The organism is Faecalicatena contorta, from assembly GCF_003149105.1.
Lineage (GTDB): Bacteria > Bacillota > Clostridia > Lachnospirales > Lachnospiraceae > Muricomes > Muricomes contortus_C.
In genome coordinates this window covers 140,099-165,988 of record NZ_QGDS01000005.1, presented here as the reverse complement: position 1 = coordinate 165,988, position 25,890 = coordinate 140,099, and the positions used below count along the sequence as shown (strand labels likewise).

Here is a 25,890-nt window from a genome sequence, read left to right as displayed (position 1 = left end):
AAAACCCCGGAGGGCGCAGCAATTTGCAGCGTCCTCTGGCTTGAGGAGAGAATGATTTATGAAACAGTATATTATGAAGAGAATACTGCTGACCATTCCATTGTTAATCTGTATTTCGTTCGTGTGCTTTGTTTTTATAAACCTGATTCCGTCAGATCCGGCAGAGGTTGCACTCAGAGTCCGGCAGGTGCCGGTCATAACGGATGAAGCCATTACAGAAGTGAGGGAGGAGCTTGGACTGGACAAACCCTATATGATACGTTATGTAAGCTGGGTGGCAGATTGCCTGCGGGGAGACTTTGGAATCAGCTATACAAATCCATCCAGGACAGTTGCCGGGGAATTGGCACGATGCCTGCCTGCGACGCTTCAGCTTGCAGGGGCTTCTTTGGTTCTGGTTATTTTACTTAGCCTTCCCATTGGATTTTTATGTGCGGTATATCGGAATAGCTGGTTTGACAAAATCATTCGTATGCTGGTGTTTATGACAACGGCCATGCCTGCATACTGGATTGGCCTTTTGTTAATGTGGCTGGTGGCAATTAAATTAGATTTGCTCCCAACCAGCGGAGGCGGAACGTTCAGCCATTTGATTCTCCCGGCGGTTACCGTATCGTTTACATATATTTCTACTTATATCCGTTTGATACGCAATAACATGCTGGAAAATATGAAGCAGGACTATGTACTGTATGCGAATGTACGAGGCATTCCGCAGAAAAAAATACTGATAGGACATATTTTACGAAACTCGCTGCATACCTGTTTTGTAGCAATCGGAATGAGTATCCCACAGTTGATTGCCGGAACGATTGTAGTGGAAAATGTGTTTGCCTGGCCGGGACTTGGGACCTTGTGTATCACATCCATTTTTAACAGGGACTATCCCGTAATTCAAACTTATGTATTATTGATTGGAGTACTGTTTGTTGTATTTAACCTGATTTTTGATATACTTCAGACAGTTGCAGACCCAAGGCTCCGAAAGGAGGCATCCTGATGTTCAAACGTTTTTTACATAATAAAACGGCTGTAATTACTACAGCCTTAATCATTTCAACTGCTGTTCTGGGGATTTTAGCGCCATGGATAGCACCTAATGATCCATATGAAAATGATATTATCAATAAGTTTGCGGCATTTAGCCTGGAATACCCCCTTGGCACAGACCATTTAGGAAGGTGCGTGCTGTCAAGAATGTTATTTGGTATCCGGCCTACGCTGGGGCTGGCGGCTTTGACTATGATTGGAACCATTGGCCTGGGAGCTTTAATGGGTCTGCTGGCGGGACATTTCGGAGGCATTGTGGACGAAGTGATTATGCGGGTGGTAGATGTCATGTTATCTTTTCCCAGCCAGATTATGGTATTTGCTGTTGTAGCTCTTCTGGGAATTGATGTCCGTAATGTGATTCTTGCAAATGTATTTATTAAATGGGCATGGTATGCACGAATGATCCGGACGGGAGTGGTCCAGTACCGTGACAGAAATTTTGTCCTGTTTTCCAGGTGTGTGGGTATGCCGGAACATTTTATTCTTTTCCGGCATTTACTTCCGTCTATTGCGGCGGACCTTGCGGTATTATCAAGTCTGGACATTGGATGGGCCATCATTAATATATCCACCCTGTCCTTTTTGGGGCTGGGAGTACAGGCACCTATACCGGAATGGGGTGCCATGCTTAACGAGGCAAAGAATGTCCTGACCACAAACCCGGTACAGATGCTGGCACCTGGTATTGCCATTGTAGTCGTTGTAACCGCCTTCAATTTGCTGGGGGATGCACTCCGCGATGTTCTGGACCCTAAGGAGACACAAGTATGAGTAATGTAATATTAAATGTGAAAAATTTACAGGTTTCTGTTCAGGAAAGGGGAAAATCTTACACACTGGTTTATGATTCCGGCTTCTGCGTAAATGAAGGGGAGTGTCTTGGAATACTGGGGGAGTCCGGGAGCGGTAAGAGCATGACGGTAAAAAGTATTATGGGACTGCTGGACACGAATTTCAAAGTAACTGGGGAAGCCTGGTTTCACGGGAAGGACCTGTTAAAAGAGAGTAAGGAAAGTCTGCGGAATATCAGGGGAAGTAAAATAGCCATGGTACTGCAGAATCCTATGACCTCTTTTGACCCTCTCTGCAGGATTTCCAGCCAGATTGCCGAAACTTTTCAGGCACATACAGACTGGGATGCTGAAAAAATCCGGGAGAAATCCATTGAACTGCTGGAACAGATGCAGATCAGGGAGCCTTTGGAAGTTCTGCAGAAGTATCCCCACCAGCTTTCGGGAGGTATGATTCAAAGAATCATGGTGGGAATTGCCCTTTCTATGGAACCGGATCTTCTGGTTGCAGATGAGCCCACAACGGCATTGGATGCGATTACCCAGCATGAGGTTCTGAAAGCGTTCAGAGAAATCAAAAGGGAGAAGAAAACGTCCATGATTTTTATTACCCATGACTTAGGGGCGATCTCCTATGTGGCGGACCGTATCCTGGTCATGAATCAGGGAAGGATTGTGGATGAAGGAAGTTTTCATGACATTCTCCGCCACGCAAAAGATCCATATACCAGAATGCTTGCAGAAAAGAAGTGTGCGGTTATGGAACAATACAGGAGGGTTCTGGGAAAAGGGAGAGGGATGCTATGATTGAATTGCAACATATAAATGTAAGCTTCCGAAACGAGCTGCAAAAGAAATTATTTGGAACAGAGAGAAAGAAGGTTCTGCGTGATATATCAGTAAGAGTTGAAAGAGGAGAGTGCCTTGGAATTCTGGGAGAAAGCGGCAGCGGGAAGAGCACCATGGGAAAGGTTTTATGTGGATTATTAAGACCAGATAATGGGGAAGCGCTGATAGAGGGGGAGAGTATTTACTCCTCAAGAAAAGGCAGGAAGTTACTGAGGGATAAAATCAGTGTTGTATTTCAGGATTATACCACATCATCAAATCCAAGATTTCATATCAAGGACATTATTGGAGAAGGGATTACGGTAAGAGAGAGAAAAACAAAGAAGAGGATAGAAAGAAAAGAAGAAGTGGCAAGGCTTCTTAAGTTAGTGGGACTGGATGAAACTTATGCAAACCGGTTTCCCCACGAGCTTTCCGGCGGGCAGCTGCAGAGGGTATGTATTGCCAGGGCAGTGGCCTGCGATGCTGAAATCATTCTTCTGGATGAGGCAGTTTCTTCTTTAGATGCACATACACAGGTACAGATTATGGATCTGCTCATAGAGCTGAAAAACCAATTAAATCTGACCTACATTTTTATTACTCATGATCTGACTTCAATTACTTATTTTTGCGACAGAGTACTATTTTTAAATAACGGGAGAGTCACAGAAGTGACCAAAACCAGTAACATTGGAGCGGTGACAGATGAATATGCTCTGAAACTGCTGCATTCAATTATTGATTTTATGGAGGAGGAGAATCATGCTGCAGAGTGTGTATGAAAAATGGGGCATTGTGATTCCTGTTCCGGGTACGGAAGGAATTAAGGGAATCTGGATAAAAGGGGATGCCCCAGGAAAAACCTTGGTGGTTACTGCAGGAGTTCATGGCTGTGAATACGTAGGAATTCAGGCAGTCAGAGAGTTAACAACTGAAATAAAGGCAAGTGAACTGTCGGGAAGCGTCCTTTTTATTCCCTTAATAAATGAGAGTGGATTTTATGAAGGTGCAAGGCAAATTGTACCGGAAGATGGGGAAAATTTGAACCGGTGTTTTCCGGGAGATGAAAAAGGCAGTATCACATGGAAAATGGCAAAGGCGCTGGAAGAGTATCTATATAAAAAGGCGGATTTTCTTATAGACCTTCATGGCGGTGATGTGAATGAATCTATGACCCCTCTGGTATTTTTTCCGGCAGGTGCAGGAGCAAAAATTGAACAGAAAACAAGAGAAGCGGTAAAAAGGCTTTCTATAGAATATTGCATTCAGTCCAGGGCAGAAAATGGGCTTTATAGCTATGCGGCAAAATGTAACATTCCGTCCTTATTAATCGAAAGAGGCGGGGGCGGCAAGTGGACTGCTGCGCAGGTTGAGGCATGCAAACAAAATGTCTGTGAGATTATGGATTTTCTGAACATAAAAAAGTATGAGAAAAATCATAAGAGTTCTGTAGAAATTTCACATACCTCTTATGAAGAAGCAGCGGAAAAAGGCTTCTGGTACTGTATGAAGGGAGCCGGGGAAGCAGTGAAAAGGAATGAGCTTTTAGGCAGGCTGACAGATGACTCCGGGGAAATTATAAAGGAATACAGAGCGGAATTTGACGGAGTGGCATTATATCTAACCCATGCGTTAGGAGTAAGAAAAGGGGACCCTTTAATTGCATATGGGAAAATATGATAAAGAATATTTAAAAATTGCTATGCCTTCTGCTGCGGAAGGCATATTTATGATTCTGCTCAGTTCGGCAGATTTAATTATGGTGGGAACCCTTGGAACAAAATCTATTGCAGCAGTCAGTATTTTTGTACAGATAAAAATGATACTTTTTTGTATTGCCCGCTCGCTGGCAACGGCAATTATGGTTTTAACTGCCCGCAAGGCAGGTATGGGGAAGATACAGGAGGCAAAAGACGTACTCAGGCAGTCTTTTCTTACGGTTGTTCTCTTTTTGTCTGCGATTCACGTATTGTTTTTTCTTTTCATCGAAAAAATTCTATGGCTGGCAGGGGCAGATGCTGTGTATTTATCCCGTGCTGTTACCTATGGCAAGATTGCGTTGTGCGGGGTGTTTGTAAGTTCAATATCAACGGTATTGCAGGCGGCATTGATGGGGGTTGGGAAAACCGGTATCGTAATGAAAGTAAACATCACAGGTAATGTTATGAATGTTGTTATGAATGGAATCTTAATCCTGGGGATAGGTCCCTTTCCGTCTTTGGGAGTGAAGGGGGCAGGCATTGCTGCATTGACTGGCACAACGGTTACATTTTTATATACGGCATATGTTTTAAGAAAAGGGGGGATTTTTCAGGAGAAAGGCAAGTGGATGCCGGAAAGAAGCTATCTGAAAGAATTCCTCCCGGTTTTTGGCGGTATTTTTTTGGAGCAGGGCAGTGAGCGGGTGGGGATGGTCTTATATTCCCGTATGGCAGCAAGATTAGGTACTGTTCCTTTTGTTGTGCACAGTATCTGCATGAATGTATGTGATATCTATTACAATTTTACCCAGGGAATGGGCAAAGCCAGTACGGTCCTGGCCAGCCGGTCCGGAGGAAAGAAAAGCCGGGAAGACTGGGAAGGATATGTAAAATCAGGAAACAAAATGAGCGTCATTTTTTCTATAGTATCTTTTCTGGTCTGCTTCTTTTTCAGAGATACAATCCTGGGATTTTATACCAGAGATAAAGCGGTGGCAGAAATGGGAAGTGTTATCATGATATTTGTTGCTGCTGTCAGCTTTCCAGAGGCCCATGCCATGATTTGTGCGGGAGTGCTCCGGGGGAGCGGGAGAACCGGGCAGGTTGCTCTCTATTCTTTTATCAGCATTACAGTCATTAGGCCCATATTTACCGCCTTTTTAATTTATCAAATGAAACTGGGCGTATACGGGGCGTGGATTTCTTTAGTATTGGATCAGGTTATAAGGGCAGTATGCTCGTCAATTTTGCTGAAAAAGCTGTTGATGAAACTGAAAGATTCCTTTAATATAAAAGAAGAATGATATCATCTATGCTAAAAAGGAGGAATGCAACATGATAAAAATTGTAGCAGATAACTTTGTAAAAAAGGATGAGGTAAATGAGTTTTTAAGTCTGGCGAAAACACTGATTGCGGAGACAAGAAAAGAAAAAGGCTGTATTTCCTATAATTTAAACAGGGATTTGAAAGACGAAACACATCTGACCTTTATTGAAGAATGGGAGGACGAAAAGGCAATTGAAGGCCATAATGCTTCTGACCATTTTACAACCTGTGTACCGCAAATGGCAAAACATTGTTCTAAGCCGGGAATATGCTGCTTATATACGGAAGTGGATTTATAGGATTTGGAAGAAACTGATAGCAGATGCATGACTTAATGCCCTGAAGCCGATACTTTGATGGCTCCGATGCCGTGCAGCGGAGTGCACGGCACGGTCTGAACAGTAACATGTATCTGCTATTATTCATATTCAAGTGGGACGTTATTGACAAACGCTTTCGTAAGCAGTATGATGACTATATAAAATGATTCAGTCAAAAAGGAGAGGTTGAGTTGCCTAAAATATATACGGATAACGAACGCGCATATATCAAAAAAAGGCTGAAAGAAGAAGCCTCATATTGCCTTTCGACTTTTGGAATCAGGCGTACTACCGTAGATGAATTAGTGGAACGTGTGAAAATCCCCAAGGGTACTTTTTATTTGTTCTATGAATCAAAAGAGCTATTATTATTTGAGGTATTATTGCAACAGCATGAGACCATAGAAAAGCAGTTGTTAAATGAAATCAAGTCCTTGGAAAAACATATAACAACTGAAAACTTAACTGAAATAATCTATGGCTTTTTTAAAACAATAGATGAAACAGGCTTACTGCGTCTTTTGACAACCGGAGAAATAGAACTGCTTTACCGTAAATTGCCCCAGGAGGTTATGGAGACTCATTTTTTACATGATAGTACAATGATTAAAGATATTGTAGAAATGGTTTCATGTTCTGATAAAATCAACACCGATTATTATGCGGCTGCTTTCAGAAACCTTTTTATCGGTATGATTTATAAACGCGAGGCAGGCGAAGAATATTTTAACGAAGCTCTAAAACTTACCATTAGAGGTTTAGTATTACAAATGCTAAACTAAAATTTTTTACTATTTTATTGACTAAAAATAATGATTTGGTCATTTAAGGAGGACGCTATGCTGACAGTCAAAAATCTATCATTCAGTTATTCAAAAAAACCCTTCATTACATGCATGAATTTTCATGTTGAAAAAGGAGAAATATTTGGTTTCTTAGGTCCATCGGGTGCGGGAAAAACAACATTACAAAAAATTCTCACGGGTTTAATCACGACATATGATGGAAGTGTTAAGTTAGATGGTATCGAATGCAAAGAGCATGATAACCGCTTTTATGAGAACATTGGTGTGGATTTTGAATATTCAACGATGTATGAAAAATTAACTGCCAGGCAAAACCATATTTTTAACTACGCACAATATGGCAGACGCAACAGAATTGTGCGATATAGTGGCTTTTATTGTGAACGGCGGCATTAAAGCTTTGGATAGTCCCCACAATCTTATTATGCGGAAAGGAGCAGCAAAGGTTTGGTACACTTACTATGATAAGCATGAGCGTCTGGGCGAATGCCTGCTTTCTCAAATATCGCAAGACAATGTGCTGACAAACCTAATAAAGAAAGACCGCATACTATCCATTCACAGCAGTGAGCCAACTTTGAATGATATTTTTATTGAGATTACAGGGAGGACACTGCAATGAGAATCGTAAAACTAATACTTGGAGATATCCATTTTCAATTCAAATATGGTTTTTACTTTATTTATCTCTTGTTCTGCGCGCTATATGTTTTTCTGCTTTTTATCTTTCCGGAAACATGGCGTGAAAAGGCTGTAAGCATTATGATTTATTCCGACCCTGCAGCAATGGGACTTTTCTTTATGGGGGCGATTGTGCTGCTGGAAAAAAGTCAAAGGGTATTAAATGCTTTGGCGGTTTCCCCTGTAAAAGCGATTGAGTATATAATAGCAAAGACAATATCACTAATGCTTATATCTGTACTGGTGTCCTTCGTGCTTGCATTTGTGGCAGGGATAAGAAATATCCCGGAAGTTTTACTTGCAACGGCGTTAACTTCCATAATTTTCACTTTATTGGGCTTAATTGCAGCCACAAAAATAAACAGCTTGAATCAGTATATCATTATGACCGCTCCCCTAGAGCTTATTTGTTTTGTACCGCCTATAATTTACTTATTTGTCCCATCGGCCATTATACAGTGGTATCCATTGAATGGCAGCATGGCGTTAATTTCAAACAGCAGCCAAAATCCCCTGCGTGATATTTCTATGCTATTAATTGTAATTGTTTGTTTATTCATGGTTGCTCAGCGTGCAACCATGAAAATGTGGAGGAGTCTTGGAGGGGTTAAGTTATGAATGCCATTTATATCAGCTTTTTACAGATGATACGGCAGTTGAAGCAAGATGCTATGCTTATAATAATTGCCCTTGCTCCCCTGCTTGCAGGAACTTTTTTTCGGTTTGCGATCCCTTTTATAGAGAAGTTAATAACTGGTTATTTCGGTGCAGACGCAATTTTAGCTCCCTATTATGAGTTGGTTGATTTATTTCTAATAATTCTAACCCCATCCATGTTCAATTACGTTGTTGCCATGGTAATACTGGAAGAAACAGACGACCATATGGTTTCCTATTTAGCTGTTACACCTTTGGGGAAAACAGGATATTTATTATCAAGATTGGGAGTAATAGGGCTTATTTCATTTCCTGCCAGCATTTTTGTGTCTGCGCTTTTTCGTCTGTCCAATGTAAATATACTGATGCTTACAGGTATTGCACTGGCAGGAACTGTTCAAGGTGTTATTATAGCGTTGCTTATTGTCACTCTATCAGCAAATAAGGTGGAAGGAATGGCAGTTGGAAAAATAACAACTCTCTTTACTGTGGGGGCGTTTGCTCCATATTTTATAACCGGAAAAATGCAATATACACTATCAATTCTGCCATCGTATTGGATGGCAAGAGCCATACAATCAAATAATTATTTGGCATTGCTTATCTCAATTTTACTTGGAGGACTTTGGGTTATCCTTATATCCAAAAAATTCATCAAAAAAATAGCTTGTTAGAGCATGGTTCCATTCAGCTACTAAAGTAATGATATGAAAATGCAGCTACTGCGCTGCTTTTTTATTCGGCACCTTTCGCGTGAATTTACGCGAAGGTGTTTTTTGTGTAATAGGAAATTACGCCCTATTACAAAAAAAACCCGACCGGGGATGGTACTGCGACATAAGCGGCAGATGTCGTTATGCGGCCAACCCAGGCGCAAGAGTCTGCTTTGCAAACTCTTTGCTATTCGATACGTGAAAATGGAAATTGAAATATTGCGCCTTTTTTCGTGTCGAAATAGTGTTATCATACGCTGTATATGGCTATTTATGCCGCATTATGTCTATGGGAAAAGTATAATCACAGGAGGGTTTTAAGTATGAAAAACAAAAGTATCAAAACATCTATATTGGTTCCCGCACTAGCGGTATTGGTTGCAGGAATTCTACTCATGGCGGGCGTGATCGGAGTCCTTTCTTTCTCCGCCACCCAGAATCTCACATCCCAGCTGATGGATGCCAGGGTAAACGAGTACAGCAATCAGTTTGAGGCCATCTCCATGTCCTCTTACGGCACGGTTATGTCGGTGGCCCCTATTGTACAGAACCTTGCAGAAACCTCGGAGAATCCCCGGGCCGATATTGTAAACGCCCTCGAACAGGCAATCAAGGGAAATAATATGCTGTCCGGTATATGGACCTGCTGGGAGCCCAACGCCCTGGACGGAAAGGACCGCCAGTTTGCAAACACCAAGTTGCATGACTCCACCGGTCGTTTTATTCCTTACATAGGCTCTGACGGAAGCGGAGGGTACAGCAGTTATGCCTTGACGGGGTACGATGACCCTGCGGCCGGTGATTTTTATCTCAGTGCCATTGACAGCGGAAAGGTACACATTACCGACCCGTATCCATATGAGGTCAATGGGGAGCAGCAGCTTGTTTGCAGTATAAGCGTTCCGGTCACATTAAACGGGCACACCGCGGGGGTGGTAGGTGTTGACATCAACATGGAGGATATTAACGCCACGATGAATACAGGTTCCATTCTCGACAATGGATATATTTACTCGCTGTCTCCCGGAGGACTGTTGGCAACACATCCCGATTCCAGCCTTGTTTTGCAGCAATACGACACAACGTGGATGGGAAATTACAAAGAAGAGATTGAACGAGTGATAAATAATGGCGGAACCTTTGCTGTTGACGCCTATTCAGACGTTACCAATACTAATATGACCTTTTTGGGTTCAGGTGTGAAAATCGGCAGTACGGACGACTATTGGGTTGTCTGCGGAGTTGTGCCGCAAAAAACAGTGAACGCCGCGTCGAACTCCCTGTTGTTTTCCGTCATTGGCATCGGTGTCCTGCTGATTGTCGTGGTCGGTATCACGATTCTAGTCATTGTCCGCAGACGCCTGAAAGATCTTCCCATCCTGACCCAGGTTGCAAGCGATATGGCGCTTGGCAATATCGCTGTGGCTGATGGGAGGCAGGTTGACAAAACATCAAACACACGCAATGAAATTATTCTTTTAATCCGTGCTTTCGCAGATATGGCCGATGGTGTGAAGCAGCAGGCAGATGTTTTGGAACAAATCGCCCAGGGGGACTATTCCGTCACGATTCCTGCACGTTCGGATGCTGATGTGATGAACAAGGCGCTTAACAAAATGGTTGAAAATATGAACGAGGCGATGTCGGTTATCAACAGTGCCGCCGACCAGGTTGCAACTGGTTCTAATCAAGTTTCCAGCGGCGCGCAGGCTCTGGCATCAGGCTCCACCGAGCAGGCGGCTACCGTAGAGGAGCTGAGTGCTTCCATCAGCGAAGTAGCTGTACAGGCAGAGGAAAACATGTTGAATGTCAGGAGTGCGGCGGAATATGTGAAACAGGCAGTGGCCGGAGTTTCTTCCAGCAATCAGCAGATGGGGATTCTTACCGAGTCAATGACCGACATTGGTTCCGCATCCAGCCAAATTGCGGGTATCACCAAGGGCATTGAGGATATTGCGTTCCAGACCAACATTCTTGCACTCAATGCAGCCGTTGAAGCCGCCCGCGCGGGAGACGTTGGAAAAGGCTTTGCGGTGGTGGCGGACGAGGTGCGCAATCTGGCAGGAAAATCAGCCGAAGCCGCAAAACAAACTGCGGAGCTCATTGAAACGGCTGTCCGCACAATTGAAAGAGGAACGGAAATTACCTCGCAGACCGCGGAACTCCTGCAATCCGTCGAGGTGAGTGCACAATCTGTGACAGAGAGTATTGAAAGGGTGGAGTACGCGTCCACTCAACAAACCAGTGCTATCGAACAGATCAATGATGGGCTGAATCAGGTTTCCGCTGTAGTGCAGACTAATGCGGCCACCGCCGAGGAAAACTCTGCCACCAGTGAAGAGATGTCCGCACAGGCTGACATGCTGCGTCAGGAGGTGCAGCGGTTTACGCTGAGAGACGACAAAAGAGGTGCACATCCCAGCTCCAGCCGCACCCACGAGACTCTTTCCTGCACAGAGGATTCTGTACCTTCGCTGCCTTCCGACATGGATCTGGGAAAATATTGACTTATGAGAGCAATTTTTATTAAGACATGCGAAGTGTAAAGGGTATATAATATTATAAAAATATATGGATAGGACTTGATAGCATGGATAAATCAGAAATTGCAAAAAGTATAATCGAATATATCGAACAGCAGCTTAAAAGCGGAGGCGAAGCCCTATCGCTGGACGAAATAGCAGAAAAGGTCGGATATTCCAAGTTTTACTTGAACCGTACCTTTCAAGAAGAAACCGCAATAACCATTCACCAGTATATTTTTGAGCGGCGTTTAACAGAGGCGGCAAAGAAACTTGTCTATACGGATAAAGCAATCGTAGATATTGCCTATGAAACAGGCTACCAATCGCAGCAGGCTTTCACGAATGCTTTTCGTAATATCTATCTTTGCGCACCGATGAAGTATCGAATGGATAAGCAATATTTTCCAATAAGAAAAGCATATCAAATGCAATCTATTCTTAGCGTTTATTCTTATAGCAGATTGGCGGTGGCGGCATGACGATACCTTATGTTATTGAACAAACCGGCCGGGGTGAACGCAGTTATGATATTTATTCCCGCCTTTTATCTGACCGCATTATTTTTCTGGGTGAAGATGTGAATGATACGACTGCCGGTTTAATAGTTGCACAACTTCTCTTTCTAGAGGGCCAAAACCCAGATAAGGATATTAGTTTATATATCAATAGTCCGGGCGGGTCTATTACTGCTGGTCTCGCTATATATGATACAATGCGCTATATTCGGTGCGATGTGTCAACTATTTGCATCGGAGTTGCTGCCAGCTTCGGCTCTTTTCTATTGGCCGGCGGTACAAAAGGGAAGAGGTTTTCTTTGCCAAATGCAGAGATTATGATACATCAGCCTGCTATATCGGGCGGTATGAAAGGTCAGGCCAGTGACATTAAAATTATCTCCGACCATATGCTGAAAACAAAACAGCGGCTTAACAAAATTTACGCTGAAAATACCGGACAGCCAATAGAACAAATAGAAAAAGACACTGACAGGGATAATTTTATGAGTGCAGTGGAAGCAAAAGAGTACGGTATTATTGATGAGATTGTAGAACACCGTAAAATAGTATTATAAGCTTGTTTACGTACTTCAGATGGAAAAAAGATGATTTTTTATTGCATCCAATTTTTCAAGAATTAAATTTTCCAAGCTGGTTGGCTGAATAGAAAAAATGGTTTCACCGTAGAATGTAAAGATTGTAAATTTCTACTTTGACGAAGTTACAAAAGCAGTGCTCTTTTTGAAATTACCTTTGAGTCAGCCGTTGTTGCTTTGGATTTTGAGAACATTGGAACATATAATTTAGCTGAAAGATAATTAGCCGTTGTTTCAACGGCGGAATAGAGATGTGCATTAAGGTATAGCCGATTGGAATGGTGGTTTTGAAAAAAGCTGCCATTCTTTTTATGTATCATGATATAATGGGAAAGACTTTAAAGATTAGAATCTTTGACGGACTGTAGAGGAGTATCTTATGAAGATAACCAGTTTAAGAATCCGGAATTTCAAATCTATCCGGGATATGTATATCAAGGATATTGAAAATGCCCTGATTTTGGTAGGGCAGAATAATACAGGAAAGACGGCTGTTTTGGATGCCATCCGGGCTGTAGGCGGCTCTTACCGTATCCTGCCCGAAGATTTTCGGGAAAACTTTCCGAATGTGGAAGTATCTGTTTCCCTGGAAATTGGGGAGGACGATCTTCTGAGCTTTCAGAAGCGGGGAGTTGTCAGCAGGTACAGAAGAATGGAGGCATGGAGAGAGGATTTTCGGAAAAAACTGCCTTCCTATGATGAGAATGGGATTCTGACGTTTGACTTTACGGTAAATAAAGAGGGGAATGTCCGCTACAATGACGGTGTGCAGAAGAACAACCGCTATATAAAAGAGGTGTTTCCGCAGATTTATTATATGGATACGGACCGTGACCTGGATCAGCTTCAAGGGGATCTGCTGATGCTGCAGGAAGATGAACTTCTGAAAAGAATACGCTCCGGCTGCTGTATTTTCGACCGGGCAAAAATGTGCAACCATTGTTTTGCATGTATTGGGCTGATTAACCAGAAAAAACCGGAGGAGCTGGATGCTTTTGAGACGGCAAAGCTTTTGGATTATAAACTGTATCAGTTAAACCTCAATGAATTTGCGGGGAAGGTAAATGAGAATTTCAGAAAAAACGGCGGTCAGGAAGAAATCATTTATTCCATGAACCGGGATGTGGAAAGGATGCTGCTTGTGACAACGGAAATACGCAGCAGGGAAAGAACCGGAGCCCGCCCGATTACGCAGATGGGGAAGGGCATGCGCAGTGTATATATGCTGTCACTGCTGGAGACTTATGCGGAAGGGGAGGACGGAGCACCTGGTATTGTGATGGTAGAGGACCCGGAAATATTTTTGCATCCGAAGCTTCAAAAAGTATCCGGCGAGATATTATATCGGTTATCCAGAAAAAACCAGGTTATTTTTTCCACCCATTCTCCGAACCTTTTGTTCAACTTTAACAGCCGCCAGATACGGCAGACTGTGCTGGATGAAATGGGGTGTTCCGCAGTGCGTGAGACAACAGACATTAGTACAATTCTGGATGATTTGGGTTACACGGCCAATGATTTGCTGAATGTAAATTTTGTTTTCATTGTAGAAGGCAAGCAGGATAAGAGCAGGCTGCCATTACTAATTAAGAAATATTATTCGGAGACATATGATAAAGAGGGAAATCTGTCCCGCATTGCCATCATTACCACGAATAGCTGTACAAATATTAAGACCTATGCAAATTTGAAATATATGAATCAGATTTATTTAAAGGACCAGTTTCTGATGATCAGGGACGGGGATGGAGAAGATCCTGAAAAGCTGAAGAGACAGCTATGCCGGTATTATGAGGAGAGAAGTAAAGAGGACGCTGATAAACTGCCCAGGGTCCTGCCGCAGAATGTATTGGTCCTGCATTACTATTCTTTTGAAAACTATTTTCTGAATCCACGGATTATGGCACAGTTGGGCATCATAGAGTCCGAGGAAGCCTTCTATGAGATATTTTTGGGAAAATGGAAGGAGTATCTCCATAAAATCAGAAGCGGAAGACATCTGCTGGATATTCTGGGCCGGGACCTGGAGACGGTGAAGGATGTGAAAGAGCATATGGAGGAGATTAAGATTTATATGCGGGGACATAACCTGTATGATATTTATTATGGAAGATATAAAGAGCAGGAGCAGGAATTGCTGGGAAAATATATTGATTTAGCACAGAGAGAAGATTTTCAGGATATTTTAGATTCTATAGACCGGTTTATTTATTTTGAGAGCCGGAAGAAGGAGGAGAAGTAAAATGAAACAGAAAGCAATATGGAAAACCTGGTTTGAGCAAAATGAGGAAGAAATGCTGAGAACAGCAGATGATATATTCCGCCATCCTGAGTTATCAAAGGAGGAGGTGTATTCATCCAAACGCCTGGCAGATTTTTTGGAAAAACAGGGATTTTCTATCCAGTGGAATATAGCAGGTTTTGAAACAGCCTTTATTGCACAATGGGGAAGCGGAAAACCGATTCTAGGCTTTCTGGCGGAATACGACGCTTTGCCGGGACTGGGACAGGAGGCAGTGTGTGAGTACAAACCAAGCGGTGGTCCGGGACATGGCTGCGGACACAACCTTCTGGGGACTGCATGTGCCGGAGCGGCCTGTGCCCTGAAAGCGCAGATGGAAGCGTCTGGTATGGAAGGGACAATCCGGGTATATGGCTGTCCGGCGGAAGAGATTGTAATCGGAAAAATCCAAATGAACGAGGCGGGTGTATTTGATGATTTGTCTGTGGCAATCACCTGGCATCCTTTTGATAGAAACCGGGTGAGTTATGACATCTGGCTGGCCCAGGACATCAAGAATTATAAATTTTACGGTACGACTGCCCACGCTGCCAAAAATCCAGAGATGGGACGCAGTGCGCTGGATGCTGCGGAGCTGATGAATGTAGGTGTTAATTATCTGAGGGAGCATGTGGCAGATGATATACGGATGCATTATACCTATACAAATACAGACGGACCGGCAAATATTGTGCCGGACTATGCTTCTACAAACTATTTTATCCGTTCCGGTAAAAGTGAGCGGATGGAGGATGCTTCCCAGAGAGTGGATGCATGTGCCCAGGGAGCTGCAATGATGACGGGAACAAGGGTTGAAATAGAACGTGTGACAAAAAATAAAGAGATGAAGGTGAACCGGACTCTTGCGGAAGTGTTTTATAAGGCTATGGAACAGATACCCGTTCCGGAACATACCGAGGAAGAGATTGTATTTGCAAGGGATATAAGCGAGCGGGCAGGAATTCAGAATAATGGGGTTTATTTTACGGGACTGGAGCCTCTTGAGGATGAGCCGGTACTGCTGCCTATCGGGACCGATGTATCCGATGTGAGCCACAAAGTTCCCACTATAATGCTCAGTGCGGCTGCGATGTGTAAAGGGACACCTCTGCACCATTGGTCAACTACGGCACAGGTGGGAATGAGTATCGGACAGAAGGCAATGGTGTATGTGGCGGAGTGTATGGCACTGGGAAGCTGGATGCTGCTGGAACAGCCGGAGAAGATAGAAGAGGCGTGGGCGGAACAGTAATTGTTAAATCGTGGATTGAAGAGAACGAAGGACTGTGATAGAATTTTATTAAGAGTAGTCGTGTATAGGGTGTGTTGGCCTTTCATCTTAAACAGATGGGAGGTGATGTGAATGGACAAAAAACCGTTTGACTTCAAGGATTTGATGCAATTCGGCATGTTTATTCTCGCATTACTGACCTTTATTTATTTAATTAGCCAGTAATACATAGAAAAACCACCCTTCATACTTTGACCGGTATAGGGTGGAATTTCGTAATTTCATTTTGAGGTCAACCCCTTGTGGGCGGCTACTCTTTTTATATAATTATCATAGCATTGGAAATATAAAATGTCAAGAATCCGGAAGAAATGAGGATAACTAAGGTGAAAATTATAGTAGATGCGGATGCTTGTCCGGTGATCGGAATTATAGAGAATATCGCAGAGCAGGAAAAAATTCCGGTTGTATTGGTATGTGATACGGCGCATTTGTTTCAGTCTGAATACAGCAGAATTGTGACAGTAGAAAAGGGTGCGGACTCTGCAGACTTTAAAATTGTTACAATGACGGAAAAGGGAGACATTGTGGTGACCCAGGATTACGGCGTGGCATCTATGTGCCTTGGAAAAGGTGTTTTTCCAATTCATCAGAGTGGGAAATGGTATACGGTGGAGAATATAGACCAAATGATGTTTGAACGGCATATTGCAAAGGAAGTACGCAGGAAATCAAAAAAGAATCACTTGAAGGGGCCCAGAAAGCGGACAAGAGAAGATGACGAGCATTTTGAAAAGTCATTTCGCAAGCTGATCATCAAGATTAGGGAAGGGGCGCAAGAGTTATGAAGTATATTGATATTACAAGAGAATTATTCAGTTCTAAAGCATACTCGGGGGACCCCGTTCCGGAGTATGAGCGATTGATGGAGATAAAAAATGGGGATGTCTGCAATCTTACTTATCTGAAGCTATGCGCACATAACGGAACACACATGGATGCTCCCTGGCACTTTATGGATGAAGGACGGAGGATTGATGAGCTTCCTTTAGAGCAGGTAATGGGCAAATGCTGTGTGCTGGAGTATGAAGGGATACTGGATGGAGAGACGGCCCGGCAGATGACAGCCGGTAAAGGGAAAAAGCAATTATGGAAAGGGAATGTCACTCTTACAGAGGCTGCAGCGGAGGTTTTTGCTCAAAATGGCGTAGAGCTGGTAGGGGTGGAAAAGCAGACAGTAGGGGCGGAGGAGACTCCCGGAGCAATACAGAAAGTACATAAAATTCTTCTGGGAGCCGGCATGGCGATTCTGGAAGGGCTGTGCCTGGAAGAAGCGGAGGCAGGAGAGTACTTTTTGTGTGCCCAGCCCCTAAAATTGGGCGGATGTGACGGAGCCCCATGCAGAGCGGTGCTTATTAAAGGTAACGGCGGGGCGGAGGAGATATTCTGAAATGTGTGATGAAGAATTGGGTTAAACTGTTTTCAAGAAAACATACTTGTTATCAGAAGACGTTTCCTCCTGGAAACGGTAATTAAGACGGTCAAATTCACGGATATCTCTGATATTTTTTATCTGATGCTCAGCCATCCACCGGACCATCTCACCTCGTGCCATTTTCGCTTTTGTACCCTTCACTTTTATCTTTCCGTCTATTTCCTCTCCGAAAATGCAGGTTACACAGGTGGCGGGAGCAGTTATGTACGGAAGGATTATCCGGCTGTATTCAGCAGAGGCAAGGTTTACAATTTGGAGATTACGTACACTTCTGCCTTCAGTCAGCCGTTCGTACAGCTTTCTTCCCCAAAATTGGTACAAGTCTGCCGCCAACTCTGTTTCCAGCTTTGCCTGCATCTCCAGGCGGTAAGGAACTACACCGTCTGTTGGCCTTAAAATACCGTAAAATCCTGATAAGATCCGCAGATATTTTGAAGCATATTTCCACTCTGATTCGGAAAAAACCTGAGGGGCCATATACTGGTACTGGATACCTTCGTAAGCGAGAAGGGACGGAGACTGATTGCGCTCTAAAGAATGTGTATGAAGACGGTTGTAGTTCATATCAGTTAGTTTATCGCTGCACCGCCATAATTCTTTTAATTCGCTGCGGGACATTTTTGCTAATATATTATGCAGATATTTCGCTTCTTTGGAAAAAACAGGTTTGGTAACGGTGCATGGATATTCATCTATAATATTCATTTTCTTAGCCGGTGAAATAATGATTTTTAACATTTGTGTACCCTTTCCGGTATTCATCTATAAATTGTTTAAGGGGAGTCAATCTGACTACGATTATATCATGATAAAGACACAAATGAAAATAATATAAAAATAACGAGGTAAATAAAGATGCTAATTGGTGTTGTTGTAAATAGCCTGTCTGTCCTTTTTGGCGGTGCTGTCGGAACTTTGTTGGGAAATAAGCTGAAAGAAAATTTTAAAAGTAATCTTACTTTAATATTTGGTGTTACTTCTATGGCAATGGGTGTTGCTTCCATTGTAAAGCTGACTTACCTTCCTGCTGTAGTATTGGCAGTTATTATCGGTACTGCAATTGGAGAGCTGATACATTTAGAATATGGAATTACGGTTGCCGCAGCGAAGGTACAGGCTCCAATTTCTAAGATTTTTGCTTCAAAAGAAAGCAGCATGAGCCAGGAGGAATTTATGCAAAAGCTTGTTAGTATTGTGGTACTGTTTTGTGCAAGCGGAACAGGCGTTTTTGGTGCATTACAGTCCGGAATGACAGGCGACCATACGATTCTGTTTTCCAAATCCATTTTAGATTTTTTTACAGCTGCGATTTTTGCAGCCAGTCTTGGTTTTATTGTATGTACGGTTTGTATTCCGCAGTTTATCGTACTGCTTCTGCTGTTTTTCAGTGCAGCTTTTATTATGCCAATGACAACGCCTGAAATGCTTAGTGATTTTACTGCCTGTGGAGGGATTTTGATGCTTGCTACCGGTTTTCGTATTGCCGGAATCAAATCTTTTCCAATTGCAAATATGCTTCCTGCTATGGTTTTAGTTATGCCATTTTCTTATCTTTGGTTACATATTGTGGTATACTAAGAGCATTAAAGTATGAGGGAGATATGTGTGTTGTGAAAAGGATTATACTTGGCTCTGCGTCTCCGCGGCGCAGGGAGCTAATGGAGCAGATAGGGCTGGAATTTGAAGTGGTGGTAAGCCATAAGGAAGAATATTATGAGAGTGTTCTTCCGGAAGAGATTGTAAAAGAGCTGTCATTGATGAAAGCTGAAAACGTAGCATCGGAGCTGGAAACAAAGGACATGATTGTAATAGGTGCAGATACAATCGTAGTACTAGATGGAAGAATTTTAGGAAAACCCAAAGATGAAGACGATGCATTTTATATGCTGAAAAATTTGCAGGGAAGGGCACATGAGGTATATACAGGAGTTACAATTCTGAATTTTGATGGGAATGGAGCACGGCAGGTATGCAGCCATGCTGTCCGGACAACAGTGTATGTACATGACATGGATGAAGAGGAAATTTGGAGATATATTAAAAGCAAAGAGCCAATGGACAAGGCAGGGGCATACGGAATCCAGGGAAGATTTGCAGCGTATATAGATAAGATAGAAGGGGATTACTACAATGTAGTAGGACTTCCAATATCTTATATATACCAGCAGATAAAAGGTCGCGATAAAAGGGGACAGTCCCTTTTGGAAAGGGTCTGACCCTTTTGAAAAGGGACTGTCCCCTTTGCGTGTCGTTTTCAGAATATTCAGAATTTATACTATGGTCCATAGTGAATGGCCGTTGTCACGGAGCCATTTCTTCATTTTTTTATAATCGGGCAGAACGGATTCTACGATGGCGTAAAATGAGTGGGAATGGTTCATTTCCCGGCGGTGGGCCAGTTCATGGACTACAATGTAATCGAGGACAGGTTCCGGTGCAAATATAAGACGCCAGTTAAAGTTCAGGTTTCCCCGGCTGGAGCAGCTTCCCCAGCGTGTTTTTTGTTCGCGGATTGAGATACGGCCATATGTTACGTTCATGATAGAAGCGTAGTAGGCTGTTTTTTGTGTAAAGATATCCCGGGCAATCTGAATGTAGCGGTTTCTGTCTTTTCCTGAAAGTGTGGGGGGACAGGGGGACGGCTTTTGTTTTGCCTTATCTACGTGTTTCAGAATCCAGTTTTCTTTTTCTTTGAGGAAATTGTGGATAGCTGTTTTGGGATATCCCTTGGGAGCGCGGACTTTCACGGTTCCGTCGGAAGTCACTTGAACAGCCAGGGTTTTCCGGCTGCTGTATATAATTTCATATGTATAAGGATGCTTCATTTTGTGCCTGCTCCTTTCGGGCTGGGATTAGAATAAGTATAGAAGAATTGGAATAAAGGGTGCCAGGATAAAGTTTGTGACTTTAATATTGGTCAGTTTCAGCATATTTAATCCGATTGCAACAATGAGTAGTGAACCAACGCAGGTCATTTCGTTTATGACAGGAGTTGTGAGAAAATCGGAGATTACATTGGCGGATAAGGTCAACAGAGATTCATAAAGAAATACTGTGAGAGCCGAAAATGCAACGCCGATTCCCATCGTAGAGGCCATTACAAGAGAGATTGTTCCGTCAATCAGGGCTTTCGCAAATAATGTTTCGTGATTGCCTGTCAATCCGCTTTGGAGAGAGCCGACAATAGACATTGCACCCACGCAGAAAAAAATGGTACAGTTGACAAATCCTTCCGCGATGGAATTATTAGAACCATTGAATTTGAACATGGCCTGCAAAGAGTCTCCCACCCATTGAAGTCTCCGGTCAAAGTTAAATATTTCGCCTATAATTACACCAATAATAATAGATAAAATCACGATGACGGTGTTCTCACCCTTTAGGGAACCACTGATTCCAATATACAACACACACAGTCCCAAACCCTGCATAATAGAAGTGTTCATTTTTTCGGGAACCCCTTTTTTGAATACAATACCCATCAGCGCGCCAATTATAATGGTGGCTGCATTTGCAAATACGCCTGTTAATATCATCTGTCTATAACTCCTTTTGTAGTTTGTCCCAGTATACCAAATTAAAACGCATTTGTGAAATGAAGAGTGGGATTCAATTATATAATTTCAAAGTAGTTACCCTTTTGCTTTTTACATTTCTTTTTAAGTGTGTCGAATTGAATTTTCTCAACTGTACTTCTGACTTTCATAAGAAATCTCCTTTGGTTTTATGTGTGTTTAAACGTGGCCGGTTCAGGAAGGGATACCTTCCTGAACATTAGTAGTTCAAAAAGTATGCCTTGTTAGGCATATTCTTATAGAAAGGGCAGAAGGGTACAAACATATTATGGTAAGGATTGTGTAAAACTCTGGTTAGCAGATCAGGAATATCAATGATGTCTCAATAAAACAACACCCTAAATCCTGCATGGTTTTGGGATTTATCTTGCAATAACCGCATAATCTCCATATAATAGATAAGAGTTGTCAATGGTATTTCAAAGGAATGAGAATAAGATGAAGAATAATGGGAAAAAAGGTACTGACCGCTTCCGCACGATGTGGAAAGCTCTTCATATGGAGCTGCGGGAGCATAGAAGCTCGTTTATGGTTTATTTCGTTTTGCGTCTTCTTGTGATTATAGTTATGATTTTACAGATTTTTAACAGGAATTATGAGAATGTATTTTTATGTGTTTTAACACTGCTGCTTTTAGTAGTACCTAGTTTCGTACAGATTACCATGAAAGTGGAGCTGCCGACCACACTGGAAATCATTATCCTTGTGTTTATTTTTGCAGCGGAGATTTTAGGGGAGATCAGGGAGTTTTATCTTGTATTTCCATTTTGGGATTCAGTTCTTCATACTTTAAATGGATTCCTGGCGGCAGCTATTGGATTTTCTATGGTAGATCTGCTGAACCGGAGCGAGAAGATGGTTTTTAAACTCTCACCCTTGTTTACGGCAATTGTAGCATTTTGCTTCTCCATGACAATCGGTGTGATATGGGAGTTCTTTGAATTTGGAATGGACTGGTTATTCGGCTATGATATGCAAAAAGACACGGTAATTCATACAATACGCTCTGTTATGCTGGACCCGGATGGAAGGAATATCCCCACGGAAATTAACAACATAACCAGTGTGGTTCTTAATGGAAAGGACCTGGGGCTTGGAGGGTACCTGGATATTGGCCTGATAGATACAATGAAAGACCTGATGGTAAACTTTGTAGGTGCATTGATATTTTCAGTAATAGGATATTTTTATGTGAAAAACAGAGGAAAAGGCAGTGTGGCAAGAAGGTTTATTCCGAGGAAAAAGAAAGAAGAGCGGGATTTCCTGAAAATTGCAAGAACAGAAATTGAGCATCAAAAGGAATTAGAAGAAAAGGAACTGGAGAAAAAGAAAGCGAAAGAATAGAAGAAAAGCGTGCAGGGTTCTCATGGCTGAGAATCCTGCACGTTTTATTATATAAAACCCATCCGGGGGATGCTCACTGCGCACACAAGGAAAATGGCCGCTAAAACGACCGCGCTTCGGCACGAGGGTCTGGCAGGCCAGGCTCTTTATTTAGCAGAATCTTTTTTACATTTCCGGTAATAATATACAACAAGTGTCCAAACGCAGAAAAGAAGGCATGCCCCGAAAATCGTTGCTAAAATATAAGTAAAAATTGCGGGGATATTCCCCAGGTATTTTACAAGGGAAGAAAATCCTATCTGCTGCATCTCATAATATGGATTGATGTAAAACATGTTGATAGTGCCGCGAGTACCAAAAAGATGATTTATAAATGCGGCAATGAGGCAGCAGAGTAGATAAAGCAGGGTGCTGTCTCCAATTTTGCGGTAATGAAAAAAGTTGTCTTTACTTTCCAATATATAGGCAGCACCTGCTGTAATACCTATTATAATAAGCATTACATGCCACAAGTAGGAGTGAATTGTCAGACAGAGTGCAGGATAATAAAGCCCGCTTGTATCAGCAAATACAGCAATTCCGCCTAAAAGGCCATAACACATGAGAAATGTAAGTAAGGCGTTGCGGATCCGGAGGTTTTTACTCCACGGAAGGACCAGCAGAACATACATGGATATGCTGCATAGCTGGAAAGGGAAAAACCACCACTGGTAAGAGCCCTCATTTAAGCGGAAGGTCAGATACCATTGCTTCCATATTTCGCTGATGCTCATAAGGATACCGCAGACAAAGAAAAAACGATTAAATTTATAAGATGTATTCACTGTATGTTCCTTCATTCTAATCCTTCTTTACATTTTATTGTAATCATTGAGGGGCCATAACATACCACACTACTATTTTGGCGCTATTTATAAGAATTATAAATCAAATAAAATCAAAATGCACGCAAATCTGGCGGCAGAAATTAAGAAGTTGTTAAGATTTTTGCGATTACTGTTAGAGCATAGACAACTATACTAGTTGATATTAACAAAAATATTGTCCTTTAAGCATGGCATATCGATTAAATTGTCGTTTTTTGGTATATTGAAACCTTAAAATTAAAAAATAAAGATTAAATTTTTATAAAAACCTGAAAACTTCACCTTGGGTCTCATGAAAATTAAATAAAAAGGTGCTGTTTTTCTGCAAAAATCCGCCTTTTCTGACCGTTGACAAACAAAAATTTTGGGTGTAAACTTTAGGAATCTTTTAAGGAAAAGTTACTTCTTAAAAGGGCGCATATGGGCGGGAATTTCGAAAACGGAATTTCTTTTTTTATGCAGTAAATATGAGAGAAATCCCTTTTTCCGGGCGCATATAAAAATGAAAGAAAGGGAGGGAGCAATACGGAAAGATTAACAGAGAATTTGCTGGAGGAACTGAACTGCCACATTGTGTTCACGGTTCCTGTTTTCGGCGGAATCGGTGTATCGGAATCGGTTGTCGTTACCTGGATTATTATGGCAGCTCTGGTTCTGCTTTCAATTATCTTTGTGCGGAACCTTAGAGTCGAGAATCCGGGAAGGAAACAGATTGCGCTGGAGACTGTTATTGGTGGGATACAGGATTTTTTCGTGGGTGTCATGGGGAAAGAAAATAAGCGGTATATTCCTTATTTGATTACAGTAGGTCTTTACCTGGGTGTTTCCAATATTATAGGTCTGTTTGGATTCAAACCACCTACAAAGGATTTAAATGTGACTGCCGCACTAGCTATTATGAGTATGTTTTTAATTGAGTATTCAGGCATACGCAAAAATGGATTTAAACATTGGGTAAAACATTTTGCAGAACCGGTGCCTATAGTAGCACCTATTCTGGTTATGGAAATTGTAATCCGTCCATTATCTCTTTGTATGCGGCTATTCGGTAACGTGCTGGGTGCATTTGTTGTTATGGAACTTTTGAAGTTAACTATGCCTATGCTGTTGCCGATACCGTTTAGTTTTTATTTTGATATATTCGACGGACTTTTACAGGCATATGTGTTTGTATTTCTGACATCGTTATTTATGAATGAGGAACAGGAATAATTGTACACGGTGTGCAGACGGGGATATGGTTAAAATGACCGCAGCAGGTGCGGATCTGGCAAGCCAGATTATTTATTCAGGAAAATTTATAAAACATAGTAAAAGGAGATTAGTATTATGGGAACAATGATCGCAATTGGAGCAGCTATTGCAGTTTTAACAGGTATTGGAGCAGGTATTGGTATTGGTATCGCAACAGGTAAGGCGGTAGATGCAATTGCAAGACAGCCGGAAGCAGAGAGTAAAATAAGCAAGAACCTGATTCTGGGATGTGCTTTGGCCGAGGCTACAGCTATTTATGGTTTTATTATTGGTTTATTGATTATCTTACTTTTGAAATAAATAACAGGAAAGGCAGGTGGGACAGGTGCTGCAATTAAATGTGAACCTTCTCTTTACCATTATAAACCTTGTTGTTCTTTATCTTTTGTTGAAAAAGTTTTTAATCAAACCGGTAACTGATGTGATGGAAGAACGTGAAAAGCTGATTGCTGATGGCCTGAATCATGCGAATGAAGCTCAGGAAGAAGCCCTGAAAATGAAGCAGGAATATAAAGATGCTTTATCCGGAGCAAAAGAAGAATCCGCTGAAATCGTAGAAAAGGCACAGGTACGGGCTAAGGCCGAGTACGACAGAATTGTGACAGAAGCAGGAGAAAAAGCAGGAAATATTATGAATTCTGCCAAGATAAATATTCAGTCGGAACGGGAGCAGACAATAAAAGCGCTGCAGTCAGAAATTGCCGGCCTTGCCATGGCGGCTGCTGAGAAGATTGTGAGCGAAAAGACAGAGAATCAAGGAAATCAGGAAATCTATAATCAATTTCTAGAAGAAGTAGGTGATGCTCATGAAGACTCAGACAACGACTAGTCATCTATACTTGCCGCAGGCTGCGGTAGGATATGCCCATGCGTTGTATGAGCTGAGTATTCCGAAAGAAGCCATACAAAAAACAAGGGAAATATTTGCTGAGGTTCCTCAGCTTTATGATGTTTTTGTGAATCCGACGATTCGGGAAGCAGAGAAAATGAAGGTGATAGACCAGGTATTCCCGGAGGAAATCAAGAATTTTCTGAAAGTGGCGTGCAGATATCAGAGGATTGACCTTCTCTATGATATTTTCACAGCATATGACAGATATTGTGATGAACAGAATCAGATTCTGAACGCAGTACTGACTTGTGTAGAACCTCCAAGTGAGGTACAGTTAAAAGAAATGCAGGCGTTTCTCTGTAAGAAGTACGGTGTCCGCAGGGCAAATATTGAAATCAGAGAGGACTTGGGGCTGCTCGGCGGTTTTATACTGCATGCAAGAAGTGACGAGTATGACTGGAGTCTGAAAGGGCGCCTGAAGAGATTAGAACAAAAATTGACCTGGAGGTGAACAA

General features: G+C 42.2%; 29 protein-coding genes and 1 pseudogene. 26 read left to right on the top strand and 4 right to left on the bottom strand.

The genetic code is table 11. From position 1 onward, the window contains the following. The first annotated feature begins 58 nt into the window (after positions 1-58). From opp1B to A8805_RS10390, 19 genes and pseudogenes are all read left to right on the top strand, one after another. Positions 59-1,000: a nickel/cobalt ABC transporter permease gene (gene opp1B / locus A8805_RS10475; RefSeq protein WP_109710840.1), complete on the top strand. Its 942-nt coding sequence runs from the start codon at positions 59-61 to the stop codon at positions 998-1,000. Beyond that, positions 1,000-1,824 (top strand): nickel/cobalt ABC transporter permease, encoded by an 825-nt coding sequence (gene opp1C / locus A8805_RS10470; protein ID WP_109710838.1) that lies wholly within the window; start codon positions 1,000-1,002, stop codon positions 1,822-1,824. Before opp1B ends, opp1C begins: the two co-directional genes overlap by 1 nt. Next, positions 1,821-2,651: an ABC transporter ATP-binding protein gene (locus A8805_RS10465; protein ID WP_109710836.1), complete on the top strand. Its 831-nt coding sequence runs from the start codon at positions 1,821-1,823 to the stop codon at positions 2,649-2,651. Before opp1C ends, A8805_RS10465 begins: the two co-directional genes overlap by 4 nt. Beyond that, complete coding sequence (locus A8805_RS10460) at positions 2,648-3,457, top strand: ABC transporter ATP-binding protein (protein WP_109710834.1); 810 nt, start codon at positions 2,648-2,650, stop codon at positions 3,455-3,457. The genes A8805_RS10465 and A8805_RS10460 overlap by 4 nt, the downstream gene beginning before the upstream one ends. Beyond that, positions 3,438-4,355 (top strand): M14 family metallopeptidase, encoded by a 918-nt coding sequence (locus tag A8805_RS10455; protein WP_109710833.1) that lies wholly within the window; start codon positions 3,438-3,440, stop codon positions 4,353-4,355. The genes A8805_RS10460 and A8805_RS10455 overlap by 20 nt, the downstream gene beginning before the upstream one ends. Beyond that, positions 4,342-5,679 carry an MATE family efflux transporter gene (locus A8805_RS10450; RefSeq protein WP_109710831.1) on the top strand — a complete coding sequence of 446 codons (1,338 nt, stop codon included), beginning with the start codon at positions 4,342-4,344 and terminating at the stop codon, positions 5,677-5,679. Before A8805_RS10455 ends, A8805_RS10450 begins: the two co-directional genes overlap by 14 nt. Positions 5,680-5,710: 31 nt before the next feature. Beyond that, a complete protein-coding gene (locus A8805_RS10445; RefSeq protein ID WP_109710829.1) occupies positions 5,711-6,001 on the top strand; it encodes a putative quinol monooxygenase in 291 nt (96 codons plus the stop codon). Between the two features lie 212 nt (positions 6,002-6,213). After that, entirely contained in the window at positions 6,214-6,804 is a 591-nt protein-coding gene (locus A8805_RS10440) for a TetR/AcrR family transcriptional regulator (protein ID WP_109710827.1), read from the top strand. A gap of 57 nt (positions 6,805-6,861) precedes the next feature. After that, positions 6,862-7,450: pseudogene (locus A8805_RS22995) on the top strand (ATP-binding cassette domain-containing protein). Continuing rightward, the gene (locus tag A8805_RS10430) at positions 7,447-8,127 is read left to right on the top strand and encodes an ABC transporter permease (protein WP_109710824.1); all 681 of its coding nucleotides are present in this window, start codon (positions 7,447-7,449) and stop codon (positions 8,125-8,127) included. Before A8805_RS22995 ends, A8805_RS10430 begins: the two are co-directional and overlap by 4 nt. Beyond that, positions 8,124-8,840: an ABC transporter permease gene (locus A8805_RS10425; protein WP_109710822.1), complete on the top strand. Its 717-nt coding sequence runs from the start codon at positions 8,124-8,126 to the stop codon at positions 8,838-8,840. The genes A8805_RS10430 and A8805_RS10425 overlap by 4 nt, the downstream gene beginning before the upstream one ends. Before the next feature lie 362 nt (positions 8,841-9,202). Beyond that, positions 9,203-11,386: a methyl-accepting chemotaxis protein gene (locus tag A8805_RS22580; protein ID WP_242992336.1), complete on the top strand. Its 2,184-nt coding sequence runs from the start codon at positions 9,203-9,205 to the stop codon at positions 11,384-11,386. An 83-nt stretch (positions 11,387-11,469) separates the two neighbouring features. Continuing rightward, the gene (locus tag A8805_RS10415; protein WP_109710820.1) at positions 11,470-11,883 is read left to right on the top strand and encodes a helix-turn-helix transcriptional regulator; all 414 of its coding nucleotides are present in this window, start codon (positions 11,470-11,472) and stop codon (positions 11,881-11,883) included. Next, positions 11,880-12,476 carry an ATP-dependent Clp endopeptidase proteolytic subunit ClpP gene (gene clpP / locus A8805_RS10410; protein ID WP_109710818.1) on the top strand — a complete coding sequence of 199 codons (597 nt, stop codon included), beginning with the start codon at positions 11,880-11,882 and terminating at the stop codon, positions 12,474-12,476. The genes A8805_RS10415 and clpP overlap by 4 nt, the downstream gene beginning before the upstream one ends. A 400-nt stretch (positions 12,477-12,876) precedes the next feature. Beyond that, the gene (locus tag A8805_RS10405; protein ID WP_109710816.1) at positions 12,877-14,739 is read left to right on the top strand and encodes an ATP-dependent nuclease; all 1,863 of its coding nucleotides are present in this window, start codon (positions 12,877-12,879) and stop codon (positions 14,737-14,739) included. A 1-nt stretch (position 14,740) separates the two neighbouring features. After that, the gene (locus tag A8805_RS10400) at positions 14,741-16,030 is read left to right on the top strand and encodes an amidohydrolase (protein ID WP_109710814.1); all 1,290 of its coding nucleotides are present in this window, start codon (positions 14,741-14,743) and stop codon (positions 16,028-16,030) included. 111 nt (positions 16,031-16,141) lie between these two features. Then, the gene (locus A8805_RS22575) at positions 16,142-16,234 is read left to right on the top strand and encodes a putative holin-like toxin (protein WP_242992334.1); all 93 of its coding nucleotides are present in this window, start codon (positions 16,142-16,144) and stop codon (positions 16,232-16,234) included. A gap of 161 nt (positions 16,235-16,395) precedes the next feature. After that, positions 16,396-16,857, top strand: a complete 462-nt coding sequence (locus A8805_RS10395) for a YaiI/YqxD family protein (protein ID WP_109710812.1) — start codon at positions 16,396-16,398, stop codon at positions 16,855-16,857. Then, entirely contained in the window at positions 16,854-17,459 is a 606-nt protein-coding gene (locus A8805_RS10390) for a cyclase family protein (RefSeq protein WP_109710811.1), read from the top strand. Before A8805_RS10395 ends, A8805_RS10390 begins: the two co-directional genes overlap by 4 nt. Positions 17,460-17,480: 21 nt before the next feature. Here A8805_RS10390 and yaaA read toward each other — a convergent pair whose 3' ends face one another. After that, positions 17,481-18,242, bottom strand: a complete 762-nt coding sequence (gene yaaA, locus A8805_RS10385) for a peroxide stress protein YaaA (protein WP_109710809.1) — start codon at positions 18,240-18,242, stop codon at positions 17,481-17,483. A 117-nt stretch (positions 18,243-18,359) separates the two neighbouring features. Between yaaA and A8805_RS10380 the strand changes: the two genes are divergently transcribed. Next, positions 18,360-19,082, top strand: coding sequence for a DUF554 domain-containing protein (locus tag A8805_RS10380; protein WP_109710807.1), 723 nt, complete (start codon positions 18,360-18,362; stop codon positions 19,080-19,082). Between the two features lie 23 nt (positions 19,083-19,105). Continuing rightward, on the top strand, positions 19,106-19,720 hold the full coding sequence (locus A8805_RS10375) for a Maf family protein (RefSeq protein WP_109710805.1): 615 nt from the start codon (positions 19,106-19,108) through the stop codon (positions 19,718-19,720). Positions 19,721-19,774: 54 nt separating this feature from the next. Here the strand turns inward: A8805_RS10375 and A8805_RS10370 are convergent, their stop codons facing one another. Together A8805_RS10370 and A8805_RS10365 are read right to left on the bottom strand one after the other, a co-directional pair. Continuing rightward, positions 19,775-20,329 (bottom strand): M48 family metallopeptidase, encoded by a 555-nt coding sequence (locus A8805_RS10370; RefSeq protein WP_109710803.1) that lies wholly within the window; start codon positions 20,327-20,329, stop codon positions 19,775-19,777. Between the two features lie 27 nt (positions 20,330-20,356). Next, positions 20,357-21,040 (bottom strand): DUF554 domain-containing protein, encoded by a 684-nt coding sequence (locus A8805_RS10365; protein ID WP_109710801.1) that lies wholly within the window; start codon positions 21,038-21,040, stop codon positions 20,357-20,359. Positions 21,041-21,517: 477 nt separating this feature from the next. Between A8805_RS10365 and A8805_RS10360 the strand changes: the two genes are divergently transcribed. Then, positions 21,518-22,423: a hypothetical protein gene (locus A8805_RS10360; RefSeq protein WP_109711073.1), complete on the top strand. Its 906-nt coding sequence runs from the start codon at positions 21,518-21,520 to the stop codon at positions 22,421-22,423. 146 nt (positions 22,424-22,569) lie between these two features. On the opposite strand, the gene A8805_RS10355 is transcribed toward A8805_RS10360, so the two are convergent. Further along, positions 22,570-23,262 (bottom strand): YwaF family protein, encoded by a 693-nt coding sequence (locus A8805_RS10355; RefSeq protein WP_109710798.1) that lies wholly within the window; start codon positions 23,260-23,262, stop codon positions 22,570-22,572. 576 nt (positions 23,263-23,838) lie between these two features. Here A8805_RS10355 and A8805_RS10350 point away from each other — a divergent pair. From A8805_RS10350 to atpH, 4 genes are all read left to right on the top strand, one after another. Further along, complete coding sequence (locus A8805_RS10350) at positions 23,839-24,501, top strand: F0F1 ATP synthase subunit A (protein WP_109711071.1); 663 nt, start codon at positions 23,839-23,841, stop codon at positions 24,499-24,501. A 117-nt stretch (positions 24,502-24,618) separates the two neighbouring features. After that, positions 24,619-24,843, top strand: a complete 225-nt coding sequence (gene atpE, locus A8805_RS10345; protein ID WP_109710797.1) for an ATP synthase F0 subunit C — start codon at positions 24,619-24,621, stop codon at positions 24,841-24,843. Positions 24,844-24,868: 25 nt separating this feature from the next. Further along, positions 24,869-25,372 carry a F0F1 ATP synthase subunit B gene (gene atpF / locus A8805_RS10340; protein WP_109711069.1) on the top strand — a complete coding sequence of 168 codons (504 nt, stop codon included), beginning with the start codon at positions 24,869-24,871 and terminating at the stop codon, positions 25,370-25,372. Further along, positions 25,350-25,886, top strand: a complete 537-nt coding sequence (atpH, locus tag A8805_RS10335; protein WP_109710795.1) for an ATP synthase F1 subunit delta — start codon at positions 25,350-25,352, stop codon at positions 25,884-25,886. The genes atpF and atpH overlap by 23 nt, the downstream gene beginning before the upstream one ends. Positions 25,887-25,890: the final 4 nt, after the last annotated feature.

What these genes read in the sequence shown, in the direction of transcription:
- opp1B (WP_109710840.1), top strand. Translation starts at nt 59, where the DNA reads ATGAAACAGTATATTATGAAGAGAATACTGCTGACCATTCCATTGTTA.
- opp1C (WP_109710838.1), top strand. Translation starts at nt 1,000, where the DNA reads ATGTTCAAACGTTTTTTACATAATAAAACGGCTGTAATTACTACAGCC.
- A8805_RS10465 (WP_109710836.1), top strand. Translation starts at nt 1,821, where the DNA reads ATGAGTAATGTAATATTAAATGTGAAAAATTTACAGGTTTCTGTTCAG.
- A8805_RS10460 (WP_109710834.1), top strand. Translation starts at nt 2,648, where the DNA reads ATGATTGAATTGCAACATATAAATGTAAGCTTCCGAAACGAGCTGCAA.
- A8805_RS10455 (WP_109710833.1), top strand. Translation starts at nt 3,438, where the DNA reads ATGCTGCAGAGTGTGTATGAAAAATGGGGCATTGTGATTCCTGTTCCG.
- A8805_RS10450 (WP_109710831.1), top strand. Translation starts at nt 4,342, where the DNA reads ATGGGAAAATATGATAAAGAATATTTAAAAATTGCTATGCCTTCTGCT.
- A8805_RS10445 (WP_109710829.1), top strand. Translation starts at nt 5,711, where the DNA reads ATGATAAAAATTGTAGCAGATAACTTTGTAAAAAAGGATGAGGTAAAT.
- A8805_RS10430 (WP_109710824.1), top strand. Translation starts at nt 7,447, where the DNA reads ATGAGAATCGTAAAACTAATACTTGGAGATATCCATTTTCAATTCAAA.
- A8805_RS10425 (WP_109710822.1), top strand. Translation starts at nt 8,124, where the DNA reads ATGAATGCCATTTATATCAGCTTTTTACAGATGATACGGCAGTTGAAG.
- A8805_RS22580 (WP_242992336.1), top strand. Translation starts at nt 9,203, where the DNA reads ATGAAAAACAAAAGTATCAAAACATCTATATTGGTTCCCGCACTAGCG.
- A8805_RS10415 (WP_109710820.1), top strand. Translation starts at nt 11,470, where the DNA reads ATGGATAAATCAGAAATTGCAAAAAGTATAATCGAATATATCGAACAG.
- clpP (WP_109710818.1), top strand. Translation starts at nt 11,880, where the DNA reads ATGACGATACCTTATGTTATTGAACAAACCGGCCGGGGTGAACGCAGT.
- A8805_RS10405 (WP_109710816.1), top strand. Translation starts at nt 12,877, where the DNA reads ATGAAGATAACCAGTTTAAGAATCCGGAATTTCAAATCTATCCGGGAT.
- A8805_RS10400 (WP_109710814.1), top strand. Translation starts at nt 14,741, where the DNA reads ATGAAACAGAAAGCAATATGGAAAACCTGGTTTGAGCAAAATGAGGAA.
- A8805_RS22575 (WP_242992334.1), top strand. Translation starts at nt 16,142, where the DNA reads ATGGACAAAAAACCGTTTGACTTCAAGGATTTGATGCAATTCGGCATG.
- A8805_RS10390 (WP_109710811.1), top strand. Translation starts at nt 16,854, where the DNA reads ATGAAGTATATTGATATTACAAGAGAATTATTCAGTTCTAAAGCATAC.
- yaaA (WP_109710809.1), bottom strand. Translation starts at nt 18,242, where the DNA reads ATGTTAAAAATCATTATTTCACCGGCTAAGAAAATGAATATTATAGAT.
- A8805_RS10380 (WP_109710807.1), top strand. Translation starts at nt 18,360, where the DNA reads ATGCTAATTGGTGTTGTTGTAAATAGCCTGTCTGTCCTTTTTGGCGGT.
- A8805_RS10375 (WP_109710805.1), top strand. Translation starts at nt 19,106, where the DNA reads ATGTGTGTTGTGAAAAGGATTATACTTGGCTCTGCGTCTCCGCGGCGC.
- A8805_RS10370 (WP_109710803.1), bottom strand. Translation starts at nt 20,329, where the DNA reads ATGAAGCATCCTTATACATATGAAATTATATACAGCAGCCGGAAAACC.
- A8805_RS10365 (WP_109710801.1), bottom strand. Translation starts at nt 21,040, where the DNA reads ATGATATTAACAGGCGTATTTGCAAATGCAGCCACCATTATAATTGGC.
- A8805_RS10360 (WP_109711073.1), top strand. Translation starts at nt 21,518, where the DNA reads ATGAAGAATAATGGGAAAAAAGGTACTGACCGCTTCCGCACGATGTGG.
- A8805_RS10355 (WP_109710798.1), bottom strand. Translation starts at nt 23,262, where the DNA reads ATGAAGGAACATACAGTGAATACATCTTATAAATTTAATCGTTTTTTC.
- atpE (WP_109710797.1), top strand. Translation starts at nt 24,619, where the DNA reads ATGGGAACAATGATCGCAATTGGAGCAGCTATTGCAGTTTTAACAGGT.
- atpH (WP_109710795.1), top strand. Translation starts at nt 25,350, where the DNA reads ATGAAGACTCAGACAACGACTAGTCATCTATACTTGCCGCAGGCTGCG.